Source organism: Streptomyces sp. GQ60 (assembly GCF_059758875.1).
Genome location: NZ_JCAXEG010000015.1, coordinates 98,326 through 113,722 on the forward strand (window position 1 = coordinate 98,326; position 15,397 = coordinate 113,722).

General features: G+C 72.2%; 13 protein-coding genes. All 13 read left to right on the top strand.

All coding sequences use genetic code 11. From position 1 onward, the window contains the following. Positions 1-445: 445 nt before the first annotated feature. Positions 446-2,236 carry a DUF5941 domain-containing protein gene (locus AC6CKD_RS29505; protein WP_498331577.1) on the top strand — a complete coding sequence of 597 codons (1,791 nt, stop codon included), beginning with the start codon at positions 446-448 and terminating at the stop codon, positions 2,234-2,236. Beyond that, the gene (locus tag AC6CKD_RS29510; RefSeq protein ID WP_498331439.1) at positions 2,233-2,985 is read left to right on the top strand and encodes a phosphocholine cytidylyltransferase family protein; all 753 of its coding nucleotides are present in this window, start codon (positions 2,233-2,235) and stop codon (positions 2,983-2,985) included. Before AC6CKD_RS29505 ends, AC6CKD_RS29510 begins: the two co-directional genes overlap by 4 nt. Next, on the top strand, positions 2,973-4,034 hold the full coding sequence (locus AC6CKD_RS29515; RefSeq protein ID WP_498331440.1) for an iron-containing alcohol dehydrogenase family protein: 1,062 nt from the start codon (positions 2,973-2,975) through the stop codon (positions 4,032-4,034). Before AC6CKD_RS29510 ends, AC6CKD_RS29515 begins: the two co-directional genes overlap by 13 nt. Beyond that, entirely contained in the window at positions 4,012-4,791 is a 780-nt protein-coding gene (locus AC6CKD_RS29520; protein WP_498331441.1) for a CDP-alcohol phosphatidyltransferase family protein, read from the top strand. The genes AC6CKD_RS29515 and AC6CKD_RS29520 overlap by 23 nt, the downstream gene beginning before the upstream one ends. Positions 4,792-4,826: 35 nt before the next feature. Further along, positions 4,827-5,699 (top strand): glycosyltransferase family 2 protein, encoded by an 873-nt coding sequence (locus AC6CKD_RS29525; RefSeq protein ID WP_498331579.1) that lies wholly within the window; start codon positions 4,827-4,829, stop codon positions 5,697-5,699. Positions 5,700-5,795: 96 nt separating this feature from the next. Beyond that, positions 5,796-6,725, top strand: a complete 930-nt coding sequence (locus tag AC6CKD_RS29530; RefSeq protein ID WP_498331443.1) for an ABC transporter permease — start codon at positions 5,796-5,798, stop codon at positions 6,723-6,725. After that, positions 6,718-7,494 carry an ABC transporter ATP-binding protein gene (locus AC6CKD_RS29535; protein WP_498331445.1) on the top strand — a complete coding sequence of 259 codons (777 nt, stop codon included), beginning with the start codon at positions 6,718-6,720 and terminating at the stop codon, positions 7,492-7,494. The genes AC6CKD_RS29530 and AC6CKD_RS29535 overlap by 8 nt, the downstream gene beginning before the upstream one ends. Before the next feature lie 407 nt (positions 7,495-7,901). Then, the gene (gene hpnC, locus AC6CKD_RS29540; RefSeq protein ID WP_498331581.1) at positions 7,902-8,822 is read left to right on the top strand and encodes a squalene synthase HpnC; all 921 of its coding nucleotides are present in this window, start codon (positions 7,902-7,904) and stop codon (positions 8,820-8,822) included. After that, positions 8,819-9,853, top strand: coding sequence for a presqualene diphosphate synthase HpnD (gene hpnD, locus AC6CKD_RS29545; protein WP_498331447.1), 1,035 nt, complete (start codon positions 8,819-8,821; stop codon positions 9,851-9,853). Before hpnC ends, hpnD begins: the two co-directional genes overlap by 4 nt. A gap of 91 nt (positions 9,854-9,944) precedes the next feature. Then, positions 9,945-11,318 carry a hydroxysqualene dehydroxylase HpnE gene (gene hpnE, locus AC6CKD_RS29550; RefSeq protein WP_498331449.1) on the top strand — a complete coding sequence of 458 codons (1,374 nt, stop codon included), beginning with the start codon at positions 9,945-9,947 and terminating at the stop codon, positions 11,316-11,318. A 119-nt stretch (positions 11,319-11,437) separates the two neighbouring features. Then, the gene (locus AC6CKD_RS29555) at positions 11,438-12,532 is read left to right on the top strand and encodes a polyprenyl synthetase family protein (protein WP_498331451.1); all 1,095 of its coding nucleotides are present in this window, start codon (positions 11,438-11,440) and stop codon (positions 12,530-12,532) included. A gap of 125 nt (positions 12,533-12,657) precedes the next feature. Further along, complete coding sequence (shc, locus tag AC6CKD_RS29560; RefSeq protein ID WP_498331453.1) at positions 12,658-14,715, top strand: squalene--hopene cyclase; 2,058 nt, start codon at positions 12,658-12,660, stop codon at positions 14,713-14,715. After that, complete coding sequence (locus AC6CKD_RS29565; RefSeq protein ID WP_498331455.1) at positions 14,715-15,395, top strand: phosphorylase family protein; 681 nt, start codon at positions 14,715-14,717, stop codon at positions 15,393-15,395. The genes shc and AC6CKD_RS29565 overlap by 1 nt, the downstream gene beginning before the upstream one ends. Positions 15,396-15,397: the final 2 nt, after the last annotated feature.

Consider the following 15,397-nt stretch of genomic DNA (forward strand, 5'->3'; position numbering starts at 1 on the left):
GGTGTGGTCGGTCAACGTGAACCCTTGAAAGGGGGCTCCGGCCGACGGGGACGATCGGTGTGATCAGACCCGGCCGGACGCCCGGAAGGAGAGGGGGACGAACCGGAGTGCGCTGCGCTGGGCGGCGACGCCTGCGACGGTCATCAACCCCACCTCTTTCTTTCCTTCGTCACATCACGCGTGACATTCGGGCGATTGGGACGCTTTTGCGAAACTCGTACGCGTCTGCGGCGAGCTTAACAGCAGCGGCGCCGCCGGCGGTTTGTGATCGCTCCTCCTGATCGTCGATGATGATCGGCACAGGGTCGACAGGCCCGTGATTTTCGGCCTATCGGAGCGTAAACAGGCGGTGAACCCCCGCTTCCGTTCATCCGATAGCCTCTGCCGACGTGCCGCCGGTCCACTCGGCGCTCGTTATCCGTGTGCGTGCAAGGAGTGAGTTCGTCTGCCGACCGTCATCCTTACCGGCCTGCCGGTGCCCGGATCAGCGCTGGCCGACGAGCTGCGCTCCCTCGGCTTCGACGTCCGCCCCGCGGCCACCCCGTCGGACGCCACCGCCGCGCTGGCGCTCGTACCCGCCGACCAGCGCGTGGCCGTCGTGGACGGGGAGTTCGTCGGGCACCTGCACGCCCTGCGCCTCGCGCTGACCGACCCGCGGTTCGACGCCTGCTCCGTCACCGGCGCCTTCGCCGTCCAGCCGGGCGCCCGCGCGGCCCTGGACCGGGCCGCCGCGCTCGACGTGTCCGCCCCCGTGGGCGACGGCCCGTACCCCGACCGGCTCGCCGCCGTGGTCGAGGCCGCCGGCACCCCCGTGCACCGCCCCGAGCTGGGCACCCTCGTCGCCGCCGTGCCCGCCACCGCGGCCGAGCGCGCGACGGCGGCCGCCGCCGTCGCGGCGGTCGACGAGGAGGCCGTCCGGCTGCGCACCGCCGTGAAGTCCCGCGACGGGTTCTTCACCACCTTCTTCATCAGCCCGTACTCGCGCTACCTCGCCCGCTGGTGCGCCCGCCGCGGACTGACCCCCAACCAGGTCACCACCGCCTCGCTGATCACCGCGCTGATCGCGGCCGGCTGCGCCGCCACCGGCGACCGCTGGGGCTACGTGGCGTCCGGCGTACTGCTCCTGGTCTCCTTCGTCCTGGACTGCGCGGACGGGCAGCTCGCCCGCTACTCGCTCCAGTACTCGACGATGGGCGCCTGGCTCGACGCCACCTTCGACCGTGCGAAGGAGTACTCCTTCTACGCGGGCCTCGCGCTCGGCGCGGCCAGGAACGGCGATGACGTCTGGGCCCTGGCCCTCGGCGCCATGATCCTGATGACCTGCCGGCACGTCGTGGACTTCGCCTTCAACGAGGCCAACCACGACGCCACCGCGAATACGAGCCCCACCGCGGCCCTGTCCGACAAGCTCGACAGCCGGGGCTGGACGGTCTGGGTCCGCCGCATGATCATCCTGCCGATCGGCGAGCGCTGGGCCATGATCGCGGTCCTCATCGCCTTCACCACCCCGCGGATCGTCTTCTACGCCCTGCTCGTCGGCTGCGCCTTCGGCGCCCTCTACACCACCGCCGGCCGGGTCCTGCGCTCGCTGACCCGCAAGGCGAAGCGGACCGACCGGGCTGCCCGGGCGCTGGCGGACCTCGCGGATTCGGGTCCGGTCGCCGAGCTCACGGGCCGCGCGGCGGGCCGGATGGCCCCCGGCGCGGGGATCGCCGCCGCCGTGATCGGCTCGGCCGCGCTGCTGTGGGCGGCCTGGGCGTACGAGTTCGGCGCCCGCCAGGTGATCGTCGCCGCCGTCTTCTACGCCGTACTCGCCGGCGCTGCCGTCGCCCGCCCCCTCAAGGGCGCGCTCGACTGGCTCGTGCCGCCCGTCTTCCGGGCCGCCGAATACACGACCGTCCTGATCCTCGCCGCCAAGGCGGACGTCCCCGGGGCCCTTCCCGCTGCATTCGGACTGGTCGCGGCGGTCGCCTACCATCACTACGACACGGTCTACCGCATCCGCGGTGGCACCGGCGCGCCCCCGCACTGGCTGGTGCGGACGATCGGCGGGCACGAAGGCCGGATCCTGGTCATCGCGGTCCTGGCCTCCGTCCTGGCGTCGCGCGCCGTGGACTTCCCCGTCGCGCTCACGGCCCTCGCCGTGTTCGTGGCACTCGTGGTGCTCGTGGAGAGCATCCGCTTCTGGGTTTCCTCCGGGGCACCCGCCGTACATGACGAAGGAGAACCAGCATGATCGGCCTCGTCCTCGCTGCCGGAGCCGGACGCCGGCTGCGTCCCTACACCGACACCCTGCCCAAGGCCCTCGTGCCCGTCGGACCCGAAGGCGACGAGGAGAGCATCACGGTCCTCGACCTGACGCTCGGCAACTTCGCCGAGGTCGGTCTGACCGAGGTCGCCGTCGTCGTCGGCTACCGCAAGGAAGCCGTGTACGCGCGCCGGGAGGCCCTGGAGGCCAAGTACGGCGTCAAGATCACGCTGATCGACAACGACAAGGCCGAGGAGTGGAACAACGCCTACTCCCTGTGGTGCGCCCGTGACGTCCTCAAGCAGGGTGTGATCCTCGCCAACGGCGACACCGTCCACCCGGTCTCCGTCGAGAAGACCCTGCTCGCCGCCCGCGGCAAGGGCCAGAAGATCATCCTCGCCCTCGACACGGTCAAGAGCCTGGCCGACGAGGAGATGAAGGTCATCACCGACGGCGAGAAGGGTGTCCGGCGGATCACCAAGCTGATGGACCCGGCCACCGCGACCGGCGAGTACATCGGCGTCACCCTCATCGAGCCGGAGGCCGCCGAGGCGCTGGCCGAGGCCCTGAAGACCACCTTCGAGCGCGACCCCGACCTCTACTACGAGGACGGCTACCAGCAGCTCGTCAACGACGGCTTCACCATCGACGTGGCCCCCATCGGTGACGTCAAGTGGGTCGAGATCGACAACCACGACGACCTCGCCAAGGGCCGGACGATCGCATGCCAGTACTGACGAGGCTCATCCCCTCGCCCCTCGTCGTCGACATCAGCCGCGGCGCGATGGACGACCTGGCCGGCCTCCTGGCCGACCAGCGCGTCTCCGCGTCCGGCAAGCTCGCGATCGCCATCAGCGGCGGCTCCGGCGCGGTGCTGCGCGCCAAGCTGGAAGCCGTGCTGCCGCACGCCGACTGGTACCCCGTCGTCGACGGCACCATCGACTCCGCGGTCAAGCTGGCCGACGACATAAAGGGTCGCCGCTACGACGCGGTCGTGGGCCTGGGCGGTGGCAAGATCATCGACGTGGCGAAGTACGCCGCGGCGCGGGTCGGACTGCCCATGGTGGCCGTCGCCACCAACCTGGCGCACGACGGTATCTGCTCGCCGGTCGCCACGCTGGACAACGACAACGGCCGGGGATCCTACGGAGTCCCGACGCCGATCGCCATGGTGATCGACCTCGACGTGATCCGCGACGCCCCGGTGCGGTTCGTCCGCTCCGGAATCGGCGACGCGATCTCCAACATCTCGGCGATCGCCGACTGGGAGCTTTCGCACGAGATCAACGGCGAGCCCGTGGACGGCCTGGCCGCCGCCATGGCCCGTACCGCCGGCGAGTCCGTGCTGCGCCACCCCGGTGGCTGCGGCGACGACGAGTTCCTCACCGTGCTCTCCGAAGCGCTGGTCCTCACCGGCATCGCCATGTCGATCAGCGGGGACACCCGCCCGGCGTCCGGCGCCTGCCACGAGATCAGCCACGCCTTCGACCTGCTCCACCCGGGACGCTCCGCGCTCCACGGCGAGCAGGTCGGCATCGGCGCGGCCTTCGCCATGCACCTGCGCGGCGCCGCCGAGAAGTCCGGGCTCTTCGTCGAGGTACTGCGCAGGCACGGCCTGCCCGTGCTGCCCGAGGAGATCGGGTTCAGCGTGGACGAGTTCGTCGCGGCCGTCGAGTACGCCCCCCAGACCCGTCCGGGACGTTTCACGATCCTGGAACACCTCAACTTGTCCGCAGCCGAGATCAGGGACGCTTACGCCGACTATGCCAAGACCATCCGTAGCTGAACTCCGGCCCGTCGTTCACCCGGCGGGCGTCAAGGACCGGGTCAGCGGCGAGCACTGGGGCGGGCGCCTCTACATGCGCGAGATCTCCCTGCGCATCACCCGCCTCCTGGTCACCACCAAGGTCACGCCGAACCAGCTGACCTACGTGATGACCCTCGCGGGCGTCCTCGCCGCCCCGGCCCTGCTGGTGCCCGGCGTATGGGGCGCCGTCCTCGGCGTGGTCGCGGTCCAGATGTACCTGCTGCTCGACTGCGTCGACGGCGAGGTCGCCCGCTGGAAGAAGCAGTTCTCGCTGTCCGGGGTCTACCTGGACCGGGTCGGCGCCTACCTGTGCGACGCGGCGGTGCTCGTCGGCTTCGGCCTGCGCGCCTCCGACCTGTGGGGCACCGGGCGCATCGACTGGCTGTGGGCCTTCCTGGGCACCCTCGCGGCGCTCGGCGCGATCCTGATCAAGGCCGAGACCGACCTGGTCGGCGTCGCCCGCCACCAGGCCGGGAAGCCCGTGGTCCAGGACGCGGCGGCCACGCCGCGCTCGTCCGGGATGGCGCTCGCCCGCCGGGCCGCCGCCGCGCTCAAGTTCCACCGCCTGGTCCTCGGCATCGAGGCCTCGCTGCTCATCCTGGTGCTGGCCGTCCTGGACCAGGTCCGCGGCGACCTCTACTTCTCCCGCCTCGGCGTCGCGGTGCTCGCCGGCATCGCACTGCTGCAGACCGTGCTCCACCTGGTGTCGGTCCTGGCCTCCAGCAGGCTCAAGTGACGGCGCCGCTGCGGCTGGGCGCCGTCATCATCACCATGGGCAACCGCCCGGACGACCTCAAGGCGCTCCTCGACTCCGTGGCCCGCCAGGACGGGGCCCCGGTCGAGGTGGTCGTCGTGGGCCAGGGCGTACGGCTCCCCGGCCTGGCGGACCCGGCGGCGGGCGTGCGCACCGTCGAGCTGCCCGAGAACCTGGGCATCCCGGGCGGCCGCAACGTCGGCATCGACGCGTTCCGCACCGCGGGCGGCACGGGCTCGGACGGGTTCGACGTGGACGTCCTGCTCTTCCTGGACGACGACGGACTCCTGGAGCGCACCGACACCGCCGAGCTGTGCCGGCAGGCCTTCTCCGAGGACCCCGAGCTGGGCATCGTCAGCTTCCGGATCGCCGATCCGCAGACCGGCGAGACCCAGCGCCGGCACGTCCCCAGGCTGCGGGCCGCCGACCCGATGCGCTCCTCGCGCGTCACCACCTTCCTGGGCGGCGCCAACGCCGTCCGCACGAAGGTGTTCGAGCAGGTCGGAGACCTGCCGGGGCTGTTCTTCTACGCGCACGAGGAGACCGATCTGGCCTGGCGGGCGCTCGACGCCGGGTGGCTGATCGACTACCGGGCCGACATGGTGCTCCTGCACCCCGCCACGGCCCCCTCCCGGCACGCGGTCTACCACCGTATGGTGGCTCGCAACCGGGTGTGGCTCGCCCGCCGCAACCTGCCCGCCCCGCTGGTCCCGGTCTACGTGGGCGTCTGGCTCCTGCTGACGCTCCTGCGCAAGCCCTCGGGGCCCGCGCTCAAGGCCTGGTTCGGCGGGTTCAAGGAGGGCTGGACCACCTCCTGCGGTCCCCGGCGCCCCATGAGATGGCGTACGGTCTGGCGGCTGACCCGGCTGGGCAGACCGCCTGTCATCTGACACGTCCGGGTCTGAGACCATGGCGCGATCACGAACCGATCGACTCAGGCCCGATGCCACCTTCTGCCGCATCATGAAGACGGAAAGTTTCATCTTGTGAGTGACACAACCCGGGACGGAGCCCTTGCCACGAGCAAGCGGCCGTCCGAAGACGCCGGGCTGAGCCCCGCGGAGCTCGCCAGGAAGTACGGCCTGTCCGTCAGCGGAGCCCGGCCGGGCCTGGTCGCGTACGTGCGCCAGCTCTGGGACCGGCGCCACTTCATCATCGCGTTCTCCCGGGCCAAGCTGATGGCCCAGTACAGCCAGGCGAAGCTCGGCCAGATCTGGCAGGTGGCGACCCCGCTGCTGAACGCGCTGGTCTACTACCTGATCTTCGGGCTGATCCTCGACGCAGGCCGAGGCATCGACGAGAAGGACTACATCCCGTTCCTGGTGATCGGCGTCTTCGTCTTCACCTTCACGCAGAGCTCGCTGATGGCGGGTGTCAGGGCCATCCCGTCCAACATCGGCCTGGTCCGCGCCCTGCACTTCCCGCGCGCTTCACTGCCGATCTCCTTCTCGCTGCAGCAGCTCCAGCAGCTGATGTTCTCGATGATCGTCGTGTTCGTGGTCACGGTCGGCTTCGGCAACTACCCGAGCCTCTCCTGGCTGCTGGTGCTCCCGGCGCTGGTCCTCCAGTTCGCCTTCAACACCGGTCTCGCGCTGATCTTCGCCCGGATGGGTTCCAAGACCCCCGACCTCGCGCAGCTCATGCCGTTCGTCACGCGTACGTGGATGTACGCCTCGGGCGTCATGTTCTCGATCAGCGAGATGCTCAAGGGCAAGCCCACCTGGATCGCGGACGCGCTGCAGTGGAATCCGGCCGCCATCTACATGGACCTGATCCGCTTCGCGCTCATCGACGGGTACGGCCGGGAGAACCTTCCGCCCCACGTCTGGGCCTTCGCCGTCGCGTGGGCGGTCCTGATCGGACTCGGCGGATTCGTGTACTTCTGGAAGGCTGAGGAGCGTTACGGCCGTGGCTGAGAACAACCAGGGGCACGTCCCCACCGTCATCGCCGACGACGTGCACATCGTCTACCGGGTCAACACCGGCAGCTCCGGCAAGGGCAGCGCCACGGCGGCGCTCAGCAAGATAGTCCGCCGGGGCGGCGACGCACCGGGCGTCCGCCGGGTCCACGCCGTGCGCGGGGTCACCTTCACCGCGTACCGGGGCGAGGCCATCGGTGTCATCGGCTCCAACGGCTCCGGCAAGTCCACCCTGCTGCGCGCCATCGCGGGCCTGCTGCCCTGCGAGTCCGGCAAGGTCTACACCGACGGCCAGCCCTCGCTGCTGGGTGTCAACGCGGCGCTGATGAACGACCTCACCGGCGAGCGCAACGTGGTCCTCGGCGGCCTCGCGATGGGTATGACCCGCGAGCAGATCAGGGAGCGCTACCAGGACATCGTCGACTTCTCGGGCATCAACGAGAAGGGCGATTTCATCTCCCTGCCGATGCGCACGTACTCCTCGGGCATGGCCGCCCGTCTGCGTTTCTCCATCGCCGCGTCGAAGGACCACGACGTCCTGATGATCGACGAGGCGCTGGCCACCGGTGACCGGAAGTTCCAGGTGCGTTCCGAGGCGCGCATCCGCGAACTGCGCAAGAAGGCCGGCACCGTTTTTCTGGTGAGCCACAACAACAACTCCATCCGCGACACCTGTGACCGGGTGCTGTGGCTGGAACGGGGCGAACTCCTGATGGACGGCCCCACCGACGAGGTCGTCGCGGCGTACGAGAAGGCGACCGGCTGACGGATTTCCGCCGACGGCCCCCACCGCGTCCGGCGGCGGGGGCCGTCGCATGCCGTACGGCTGCCGGGCGCACTTCGCGGCCTTCTTTTCGCCGGGGTGGCGCGCGGGCGACATTGTGCGGTGGAGCGAATACCCGTCGAGCCCCGGCGGCGTTGTACAGCGTAAGCTGGGCCGGGCCCCAATCGCGGGCAAGAGGGGGCGATTCCCCCAAAGGCGAATAGCCCAGGACGCCCCGGGGAAAACGCGGCGGCGTGTCCGAAATAGGATGTATTGGGTTGGCAGTGTAGAACGGGAGATGTGACGGCAATGGCTACGGGAATTCTCCGGCCCCCAGGCACGACGGCCGTCCCCGCCGCGGGCGGCGGGCGGTGACCCCGGGGCACGGCACCAGCCCCCGGCCGCACGCGCTGCCCGACGCCTCCGGCCCCTTCCCCGCCCACCCGGGCGCCGCCACCCTCGGCAAGGCGCGCTCCGAGAACTTCCCCGTCGCCCCCGCCTTCCTGCCCCGCGCCTGGCGCGACGGCCTGATGGCGGTCTACGGGTACGCCCGCCTGGTCGACGACATCGGCGACGGCGACCTCGCCCCGGGCGGCCACGACGCCGTGCTGCTCGGACTCGACCCCGCCGCCGCCGACGACCGGCCCGCCATGCTCGACGCCCTCGAAGCCGACCTCCGGCGCGTCTTCGGCGGCACCGACGGGCCGCCGCGCCATCCCCTGATGCTGGCCCTCCAGCCCGTCGTACGCGCCCACGGGCTCACCCCCGAATCGTTTCTCGGGCTCATCGAAGCCAACCGCCAGGACCAGCGGGTCGCGCGCTACGCGACGTACGGCGACCTCGTCGGCTACTGCGAGCTCTCCGCCAACCCGGTGGGCCGGCTCGTGCTCGACCTCACCGGCACCAGCACCCCCGAGCGGATCCGCCGCTCCGACGCCGTCTGCACCGCCCTGCAGATCGCCGAACACCTCCAGGACGTCGCCGAGGACCTCGCCCGGGACCGGATCTACCTCCCGGGCGAGGACATGCGCCGCTTCCACGTCACGGAGACCGACCTGAAGGCCCCGACCGCGGGCGCGTCCGTACGCGCCCTCGTCGCCTTCGAGACCGAACGGGCCCGGGAGCTCCTCGACGAAGGCACGCCCCTCGTGGGCAGCGTCCACGGAAGGCTCCGGCTGCTGCTCGCGGGCTTCGTGGGAGGCGGACGCGCCGCCCTGCGAGCCGTCACCGCCGCCGGCTTCGACGTCCTTCCCGGCCCGCCCAAGGCCACCAAGAGCGGCTTGCTCCGCGAAGTGGCCGCCGTCCTGCGCTCAGCGCCGAGAAAGGGGTGAGCCCGACCGTGGAGGGCCCCACACACGCTTCCGCACCGGGTGCGCCGTCCGTGCCGACAGCGATGTCCGCACCGGCCGCGACGTCTTCACTGATCGCGGCGGCCTACGGCTACTGCGAGGCGGTGACCGGCTCGCAGGCGCGCAACTTCGCGTACGGCATCCGGCTGTTGCCCGCGGACAAGCGGCAGGCGATGTCCGCGCTGTACGCCTTCTCCCGGCGGGTCGACGACATCGGCGACGGCACGCTGCCGCACGAGGTCAAACTGATCCGGCTCGAGGAGACCCGCACCCTGCTCGGCCGGATCCGTGCCGAGGAGATCGACGAGGACGACACCGACCCGGTCGCGGTCGCCCTCGCACACGCCTCGCGCCGCTTCCCGATCCCGCTCGAAGGGCTCGACGAACTCATCGACGGCGTCCTCATGGACGTCCGCGGCGAGACGTACGAGACCTGGGACGACCTCAAGGCCTACTGCCGCTGCGTGGCCGGGGCCATCGGCCGGCTCTCGCTCGGCGTCTTCGGAACCGCGCACTCCGGCGGGAACGCCGGACCCGCCGGGCTCGGCGCGCACGACGCCGCACGGGCCGGCGAGTACGCCGACACCCTCGGCCTCGCCCTGCAACTCACCAACATCCTCCGGGACGTTCGCGAGGACGCGGGCAACGGGCGCACCTACCTGCCCGCCGAGGACCTCGCCAAGTTCGGCTGTTCCGACGGCTTCCACAGCGACCGGATGCCCAGCGGCGCGGACTTCGCCGGGCTCGTCCACCACGAAGTCCGGCGGGCCCGCGCCCTGTTCGTGGAGGGCTACCGGCTGCTGCCGCTGCTCGACCGGCGCAGCGGCGCCTGCGTCGCGGCCATGGCCGGCATCTACCGGCGCCTGCTCGACCGCATCGAGCGCGAGCCCGAGGCCGTGCTCCGCGGCCGGGTCTCGCTGCCGCCGCACGAGAAGGCGTACGTGGCCGTCCGCGGCCTCTCCGGCCTGGACGCGCGGACCATCGCGCGCCAGAGCACCAGGAGGCGGCTCTGATGACGGCGGGCCGGCGGGCCGTGCCGGCGGGGCCGGCGGGAGCAACCCCGCGGCGCCGGGCGGCGTCTGTGGGAGCGACAGAGGAGGGTGCATGACCGAGCACCACGCCGTGGTCGTCGGCGGCGGGCTCGCCGGCGTCACCACCGCGCTGGAACTCGCCGACGCGGGCCTGCGGGTGACCCTGCTGGAGGGCCGGCCCCGCCTCGGCGGCCTGGCGTTCTCCTTCAAGCGCGGGGAACTGACCGTGGACAACGGCCAGCACGTCTACCTGCGCTGCTGCACCGCCTACCGGTGGTTCCTCGACCGCGTCGACGGCACGGACCTGGCGCCCCTGCAGGACCGGCTCGACGTACCCGTGCTCGACGTCGCCCACCCCGGCGGCCCCCGGCTCGGCCGGCTGCGGCGCAGCGCCCTGCCCGTACCGCTGCACCTGGCCGGCTCCCTCGCCCGCTACCCGCACCTCTCGCTCGCCGAGCGGGCGTCCGTCGGGCGCGCCGCCCTCGCGCTGCGCCGCCTCGACCCCGCCGACCCGGCGCTCGACGGCGTGGACTTCGCGACCTGGCTCGGCCGGTACGGCCAGTCCCCGCGCACCATCGAGGCGCTGTGGGACCTCGTCGGCATCGCCACGCTCAACGCCACCGCCGCGCAGTCCTCGCTGGGCCTGGCCGCCATGGTCTTCAAGACCGGCCTGCTCTCCGAGAAGGGCGCGGCCGACATCGGCTGGGCCCGGGTACCGCTCGGCGACCTGCACGACACCCTCGCCCGCAAGGCGCTGGACGCCGCCGGGGTGCGCACCGAACTGCGCACCCGGGTCACGGACATCTCCCGTACCCCGGAGGGTGATTGGCGGGTGAGCACCGAAGGCGGCTCGTTCGACGCCGGCACGGTCGTCCTCGCCGTCCCGCAGCGCGAGGCGCACGGACTGCTGCCCGCCGGGGCGCTCGCCGACCCCGACAAGCTGCTCGACATCGGCACCGCGCCGATCCTCAACGTGCACGTCGTCTACGACCGCAAGGTGCTCAAGCAGCCGTTCTTCGCCGCCCTGGGATCACCGGTGCAGTGGGTCTTCGACCGCACCGACTCCTCCGGCCTCCCCGACGGCGGCCAGTACCTGGCGCTGTCCCAGTCGGTCGCCCACGACGACATCGACGAACCCGTCTCGGTCCTGCGCGCCAAGTACCTGCCCGAGCTGGAACGGCTGCTGCCCGCCGCGCGCGGAGCCAAGGTGCGCGACTTCTTCGTCACCCGGGAGCGCACCGCGACCTTCGCCCCGACCCCCGGCGTCGGACGGCTGCGGCCCGGCACCCGGACCGACACGCCGGGGCTCTACCTCGCCGGTGCGTGGACCGCGACGGGTTGGCCCGCGACCATGGAGAGCGCCGTCCGCAGCGGACTCGGCGCGGCCTGTGCCGCGCTCGTCCCGCTGGGCCGCCACCGCGAACACCCCTTGCAGGAGGCGGTATGACCATCACCGGCACCGCAGCACCACGCGACTCGGCACAGAGCACCGCAGCACAGAGCACCGCAGCACAGAGCACCGCGGCACCAAGCACCGCCGTACGTACAGGAACCAGAGGAGAGCCAGTGAACCCGGGGAATCCGGCCGTCGAGAACACGGACGCCAGTGCGGGCCCGGCCGGCGGGGAGAAGGCGGACACGCGCGCCCTCCTCGAACGAGGCCGTACGCTCTCGACGCCCGTGCTCCGCGCCGCCGTGGACCGGCTCGCCGCGCCCATGGACACCGTCGCCGCCTACCACTTCGGCTGGATCGACGCCCAGGGCAACCCGGCTGACGGCGACGGCGGCAAGGCCGTCCGCCCCGCCCTCGCCCTGCTCTCGGCGGAGGCCGCCGGCGCCGCCGCCGAGGTCGGCATCCCCGGCGCCGTCGCGGTCGAGCTCGTCCACAACTTCTCCCTGCTGCACGACGACCTGATGGACGGCGACGAGCAGCGCCGCCACCGCGACACCGTGTGGAAGGTCCACGGACCCGCCCTCGCCATCCTGGTCGGCGACGCGCTGTTCGCCCTGGCCAACGAGGTGCTGCTGGAGCTCGGCACGGTCGAGGCCGGCCGCGCGGCGCGCCGCCTGACCACCGCGAGCCGCAAGCTCATCGACGGCCAGGCCCAGGACATCTCCTACGAGCACCGCGAGAGCGTCACCGTCGAAGAGTGCCTGGAGATGGAGGGCAACAAGACCGGCGCCCTGCTCGCCTGCGCGGTCTCCATCGGCGCCGTGCTCGGCGGCGCGGACGACCGGACGGCCGACAAGCTGGAGGAGTACGGCTACCACCTCGGCCTCGCCTTCCAGGCCGTCGACGACCTCCTCGGCATCTGGGGCGACCCGGAGTCCACCGGCAAGCAGACGTGGAGCGACCTGCGCCAGCGCAAGAAGTCGCTGCCCGTCGTCGCCGCGCTCGCCGCGGGCGGACCGGCCTGCGAGGAACTCGCCGAGCTGCTCGCCGCCGACGCCAAGAGCAACGACTTCGAGAACTTCTCCGAGGAGGAGTTCGCGGCCCGCGCCGCGCTCATCGAGGCGGCCGGCGGCCGCCGGTGGACCGCCGACGAGGCGCGCCGCCAGTACGAGATCGCCATCAAGGCCCTCGACGACGTGGACATGGACCAGCGCGTGCGCGACCAGCTCGTGGCGCTCGCCGACTTCGTCGTCGTGCGCAAGAGGTGATCGCCACCCGTACGCGCATATGAATCGCGAGTCGCCGGCCGGTACTGCTTGCCAGTAGTACCGGCCGACGGCGGCCCCCAGTACAGCGGAGGACAGCAGAGAACACTGCACGCAAAGGGGAAGCCATGACTGCGACGACCAACGGCGGCGCCCATGCCTGCGGCGCCGACCCGAACGACACCGGGACCGCCGGGCCGCCGGGCCCGGTCCCGGGCGCCGGCCCGGACCCCGGCCCCGCCGGGCTGCGCGGGGTCCGCGAGGCCATCGAGCGGGCGGTCCGGGACCTGCTGGAGCGGCAGGACGAGGCCGGCTGGTGGAAGGGCGACCTGGAGACCAACGTCACCATGGACGCCGAGGACCTGCTGCTGCGCCAGTTCCTCGGGATCCGGGACGAGCCCACCACCCGGGCCGCGGCCCTGTTCATCCGCGGAGAGCAGCGGGACGACGGCACCTGGGCCACCTTCCACGGCGGCCCCTGCGACCTCTCCGCCACCATCGAGGCCTACGTGGCCCTGCGCCTCGCCGGAGACGCGCCCGACGCCCCGCACATGGCCCGCGCCTCGGCCTGGATCCGGGCCCACGGGGGACTCGCGGGCGCCCGGGTGTTCACCCGCATCTGGCTCGCGCTGTTCGGCTGGTGGAGCTGGGACCACCTGCCCGAACTCCCGCCCGAACTCTTGTTCCTGCCGCCCTGGGTGCCGCTGAACATCTACGACTTCGGCTGCTGGGCCCGCCAGACGATCGTCCCCCTCACCGTGGTCTCCGCCCTGCGCCCGGTCCGCCCGGCCCCCTTCGCCCTGGACGAGCTGCACACCGACGCGCGGACCCCGTACCCCGTCAAGAAGCTGGCGCCGCTGGCCAGTTGGGACGGCGCCTTCCAGCGGATGGACAAGGCCCTGCACGTCTACCGGCGGTTCGCCCCGCGCCGGCTGCGCGCGGCGGCGATGGCGAGCGCCGGCCGCTGGATCGTGGAACGGCAGGAGAACGACGGCTGCTGGGGCGGGATCCAGCCGCCCGCCGTGTACTCCGTCATCGCCCTGCACCTGCTCGGCTACGACCTCCGGCACCCTGTGATGCGCGCCGGACTGGAGTCCCTGGACCGGTTCGCCGTCTGGCGCGCGGACGGCGCCCGCATGATCGAGGCCTGCCAGTCCCCGGTGTGGGACACCTGCCTCGCGGCCATCGCGCTGGCCGACGCGGGACTGCGCCCCGACCACCCCGCCCTGGTCAAGGCCGCCGACTGGATGCTCGGCGAGGAGATCGTGCGCAGCGGGGACTGGGCCGTGCGCCGGCCCGGACTGGCCCCGGGCGGCTGGGCGTTCGAGTTCCACAACGACAACTACCCCGACATCGACGACACCGCCGAGGTCGTCCTCGCCCTGCGCCGCGTCAAGCATCCCGACCCGGCACGGGTGGAGGGGGCCATCGCCCGGGGCGTGTCCTGGAACCTCGGCATGCAGTCGAAGAACGGGGCCTGGGGCGCCTTCGACGCCGACAACACCAGCCCCTTCCCCAACAAGCTGCCCTTCTGCGACTTCGGCGAGGTCATCGACCCGCCCTCGGCCGACGTCACCGCCCACGTCGTGGAGATGCTCGCCGTCGAAGGCCGGGCGGGCGACGCGCGCACCCGGCGCGGCATCGACTGGCTCCTCGCCGAACAGGACCCGAACGGCGGCTGGTTCGGCCGCTGGGGCACCAACTACGTCTACGGCACCGGCTCGGTGGTCCCGGCCCTGACCGCCGCCGGCTTCGCCCCCTCGCACCCCGCGATCCGGCGGGCCGTGGTCTGGCTGGAATCCGTACAGAACGAGGACGGGGGATGGGGCGAGGACCAGCGCTCCTACCAGGACCCGTCCTGGGCGGGGAAGGGCGCCTCCACCGCCTCGCAGACGGCGTGGGCGCTGATGGCCCTGCTGTCGGCGGGGGAGCGCGACGCGCCGTCCGTGGAGCGGGGCATCGGCTACCTCGTCTCCACGCAGCACTCCGACGGCACCTGGGACGAGCCGTACTTCACCGGCACCGGATTCCCCTGGGACTTCTCCATCAACTACCACTTGTACCGCCAGGTGTTCCCGCTCACCGCCCTCGGCCGCTACCTGCACGGAGAACCGTTCGGCCCGGGCGGGCGGTACGCGGATCCGGCCGCCCGCCGGCACACGGCCCCCTCCGCCGGGGAGGCGTGATGTCCGGCGGCCCGGCCGCGGACCCGCCGCCGCTGCTCGTCGCCTGCGCGCTGCGCATCGAGCGGACGGCCCTGCGCAGCACCTCGTACCGCGGCGGCCGAGAGCGGGGCGCGCCCGAGCGGTACGAGGTGCTGCGCACCGGCATGGGCCCGCGCGCGGCCGAGCGCGCCGTCGGCCGGAAGCTGGCCGAGCCGCAGCTGCACGGCGCGGCGGTGCTCGCCACCGGATTCTGCGCCGGGCTGCTGCCCGGCATGAGCCCCGGCGACCTGATCGTCGCCGAGGAGACCCGGGACCCGCGCGGCACGGTCGCCTGCGCCGGTACCGCCCTGCTCGCCGAGGCGCTGGCCCGGGCCGTACCCGGCCGGACCGTACACCTCGGTGCACTGACCGGATCCGACCACGTCGTCCGGGGCCAGGAGCGCGCCCGGCTGCGCGCCGGCGGCGCCATCGGAGTCGACATGGAATCAGCCGCCACCCTCTGGGCGGCGACCCGCGGCGGGAGCGCCCCGGGGGCCGCGGACCGTCCGGTTGCGGCCGTCCGGGTGATCGTGGACGCTCCGGAGCATGAGCTCGTCCGCATCGGCACCGTTCGCGGGGGAATATCGGCCTTTCGCGTACTGCGTGCCGTACTGCCCGCGTTTTATGAATGGCACCGTTCTTTGCTGCTCCCCAGGAGGTGAGC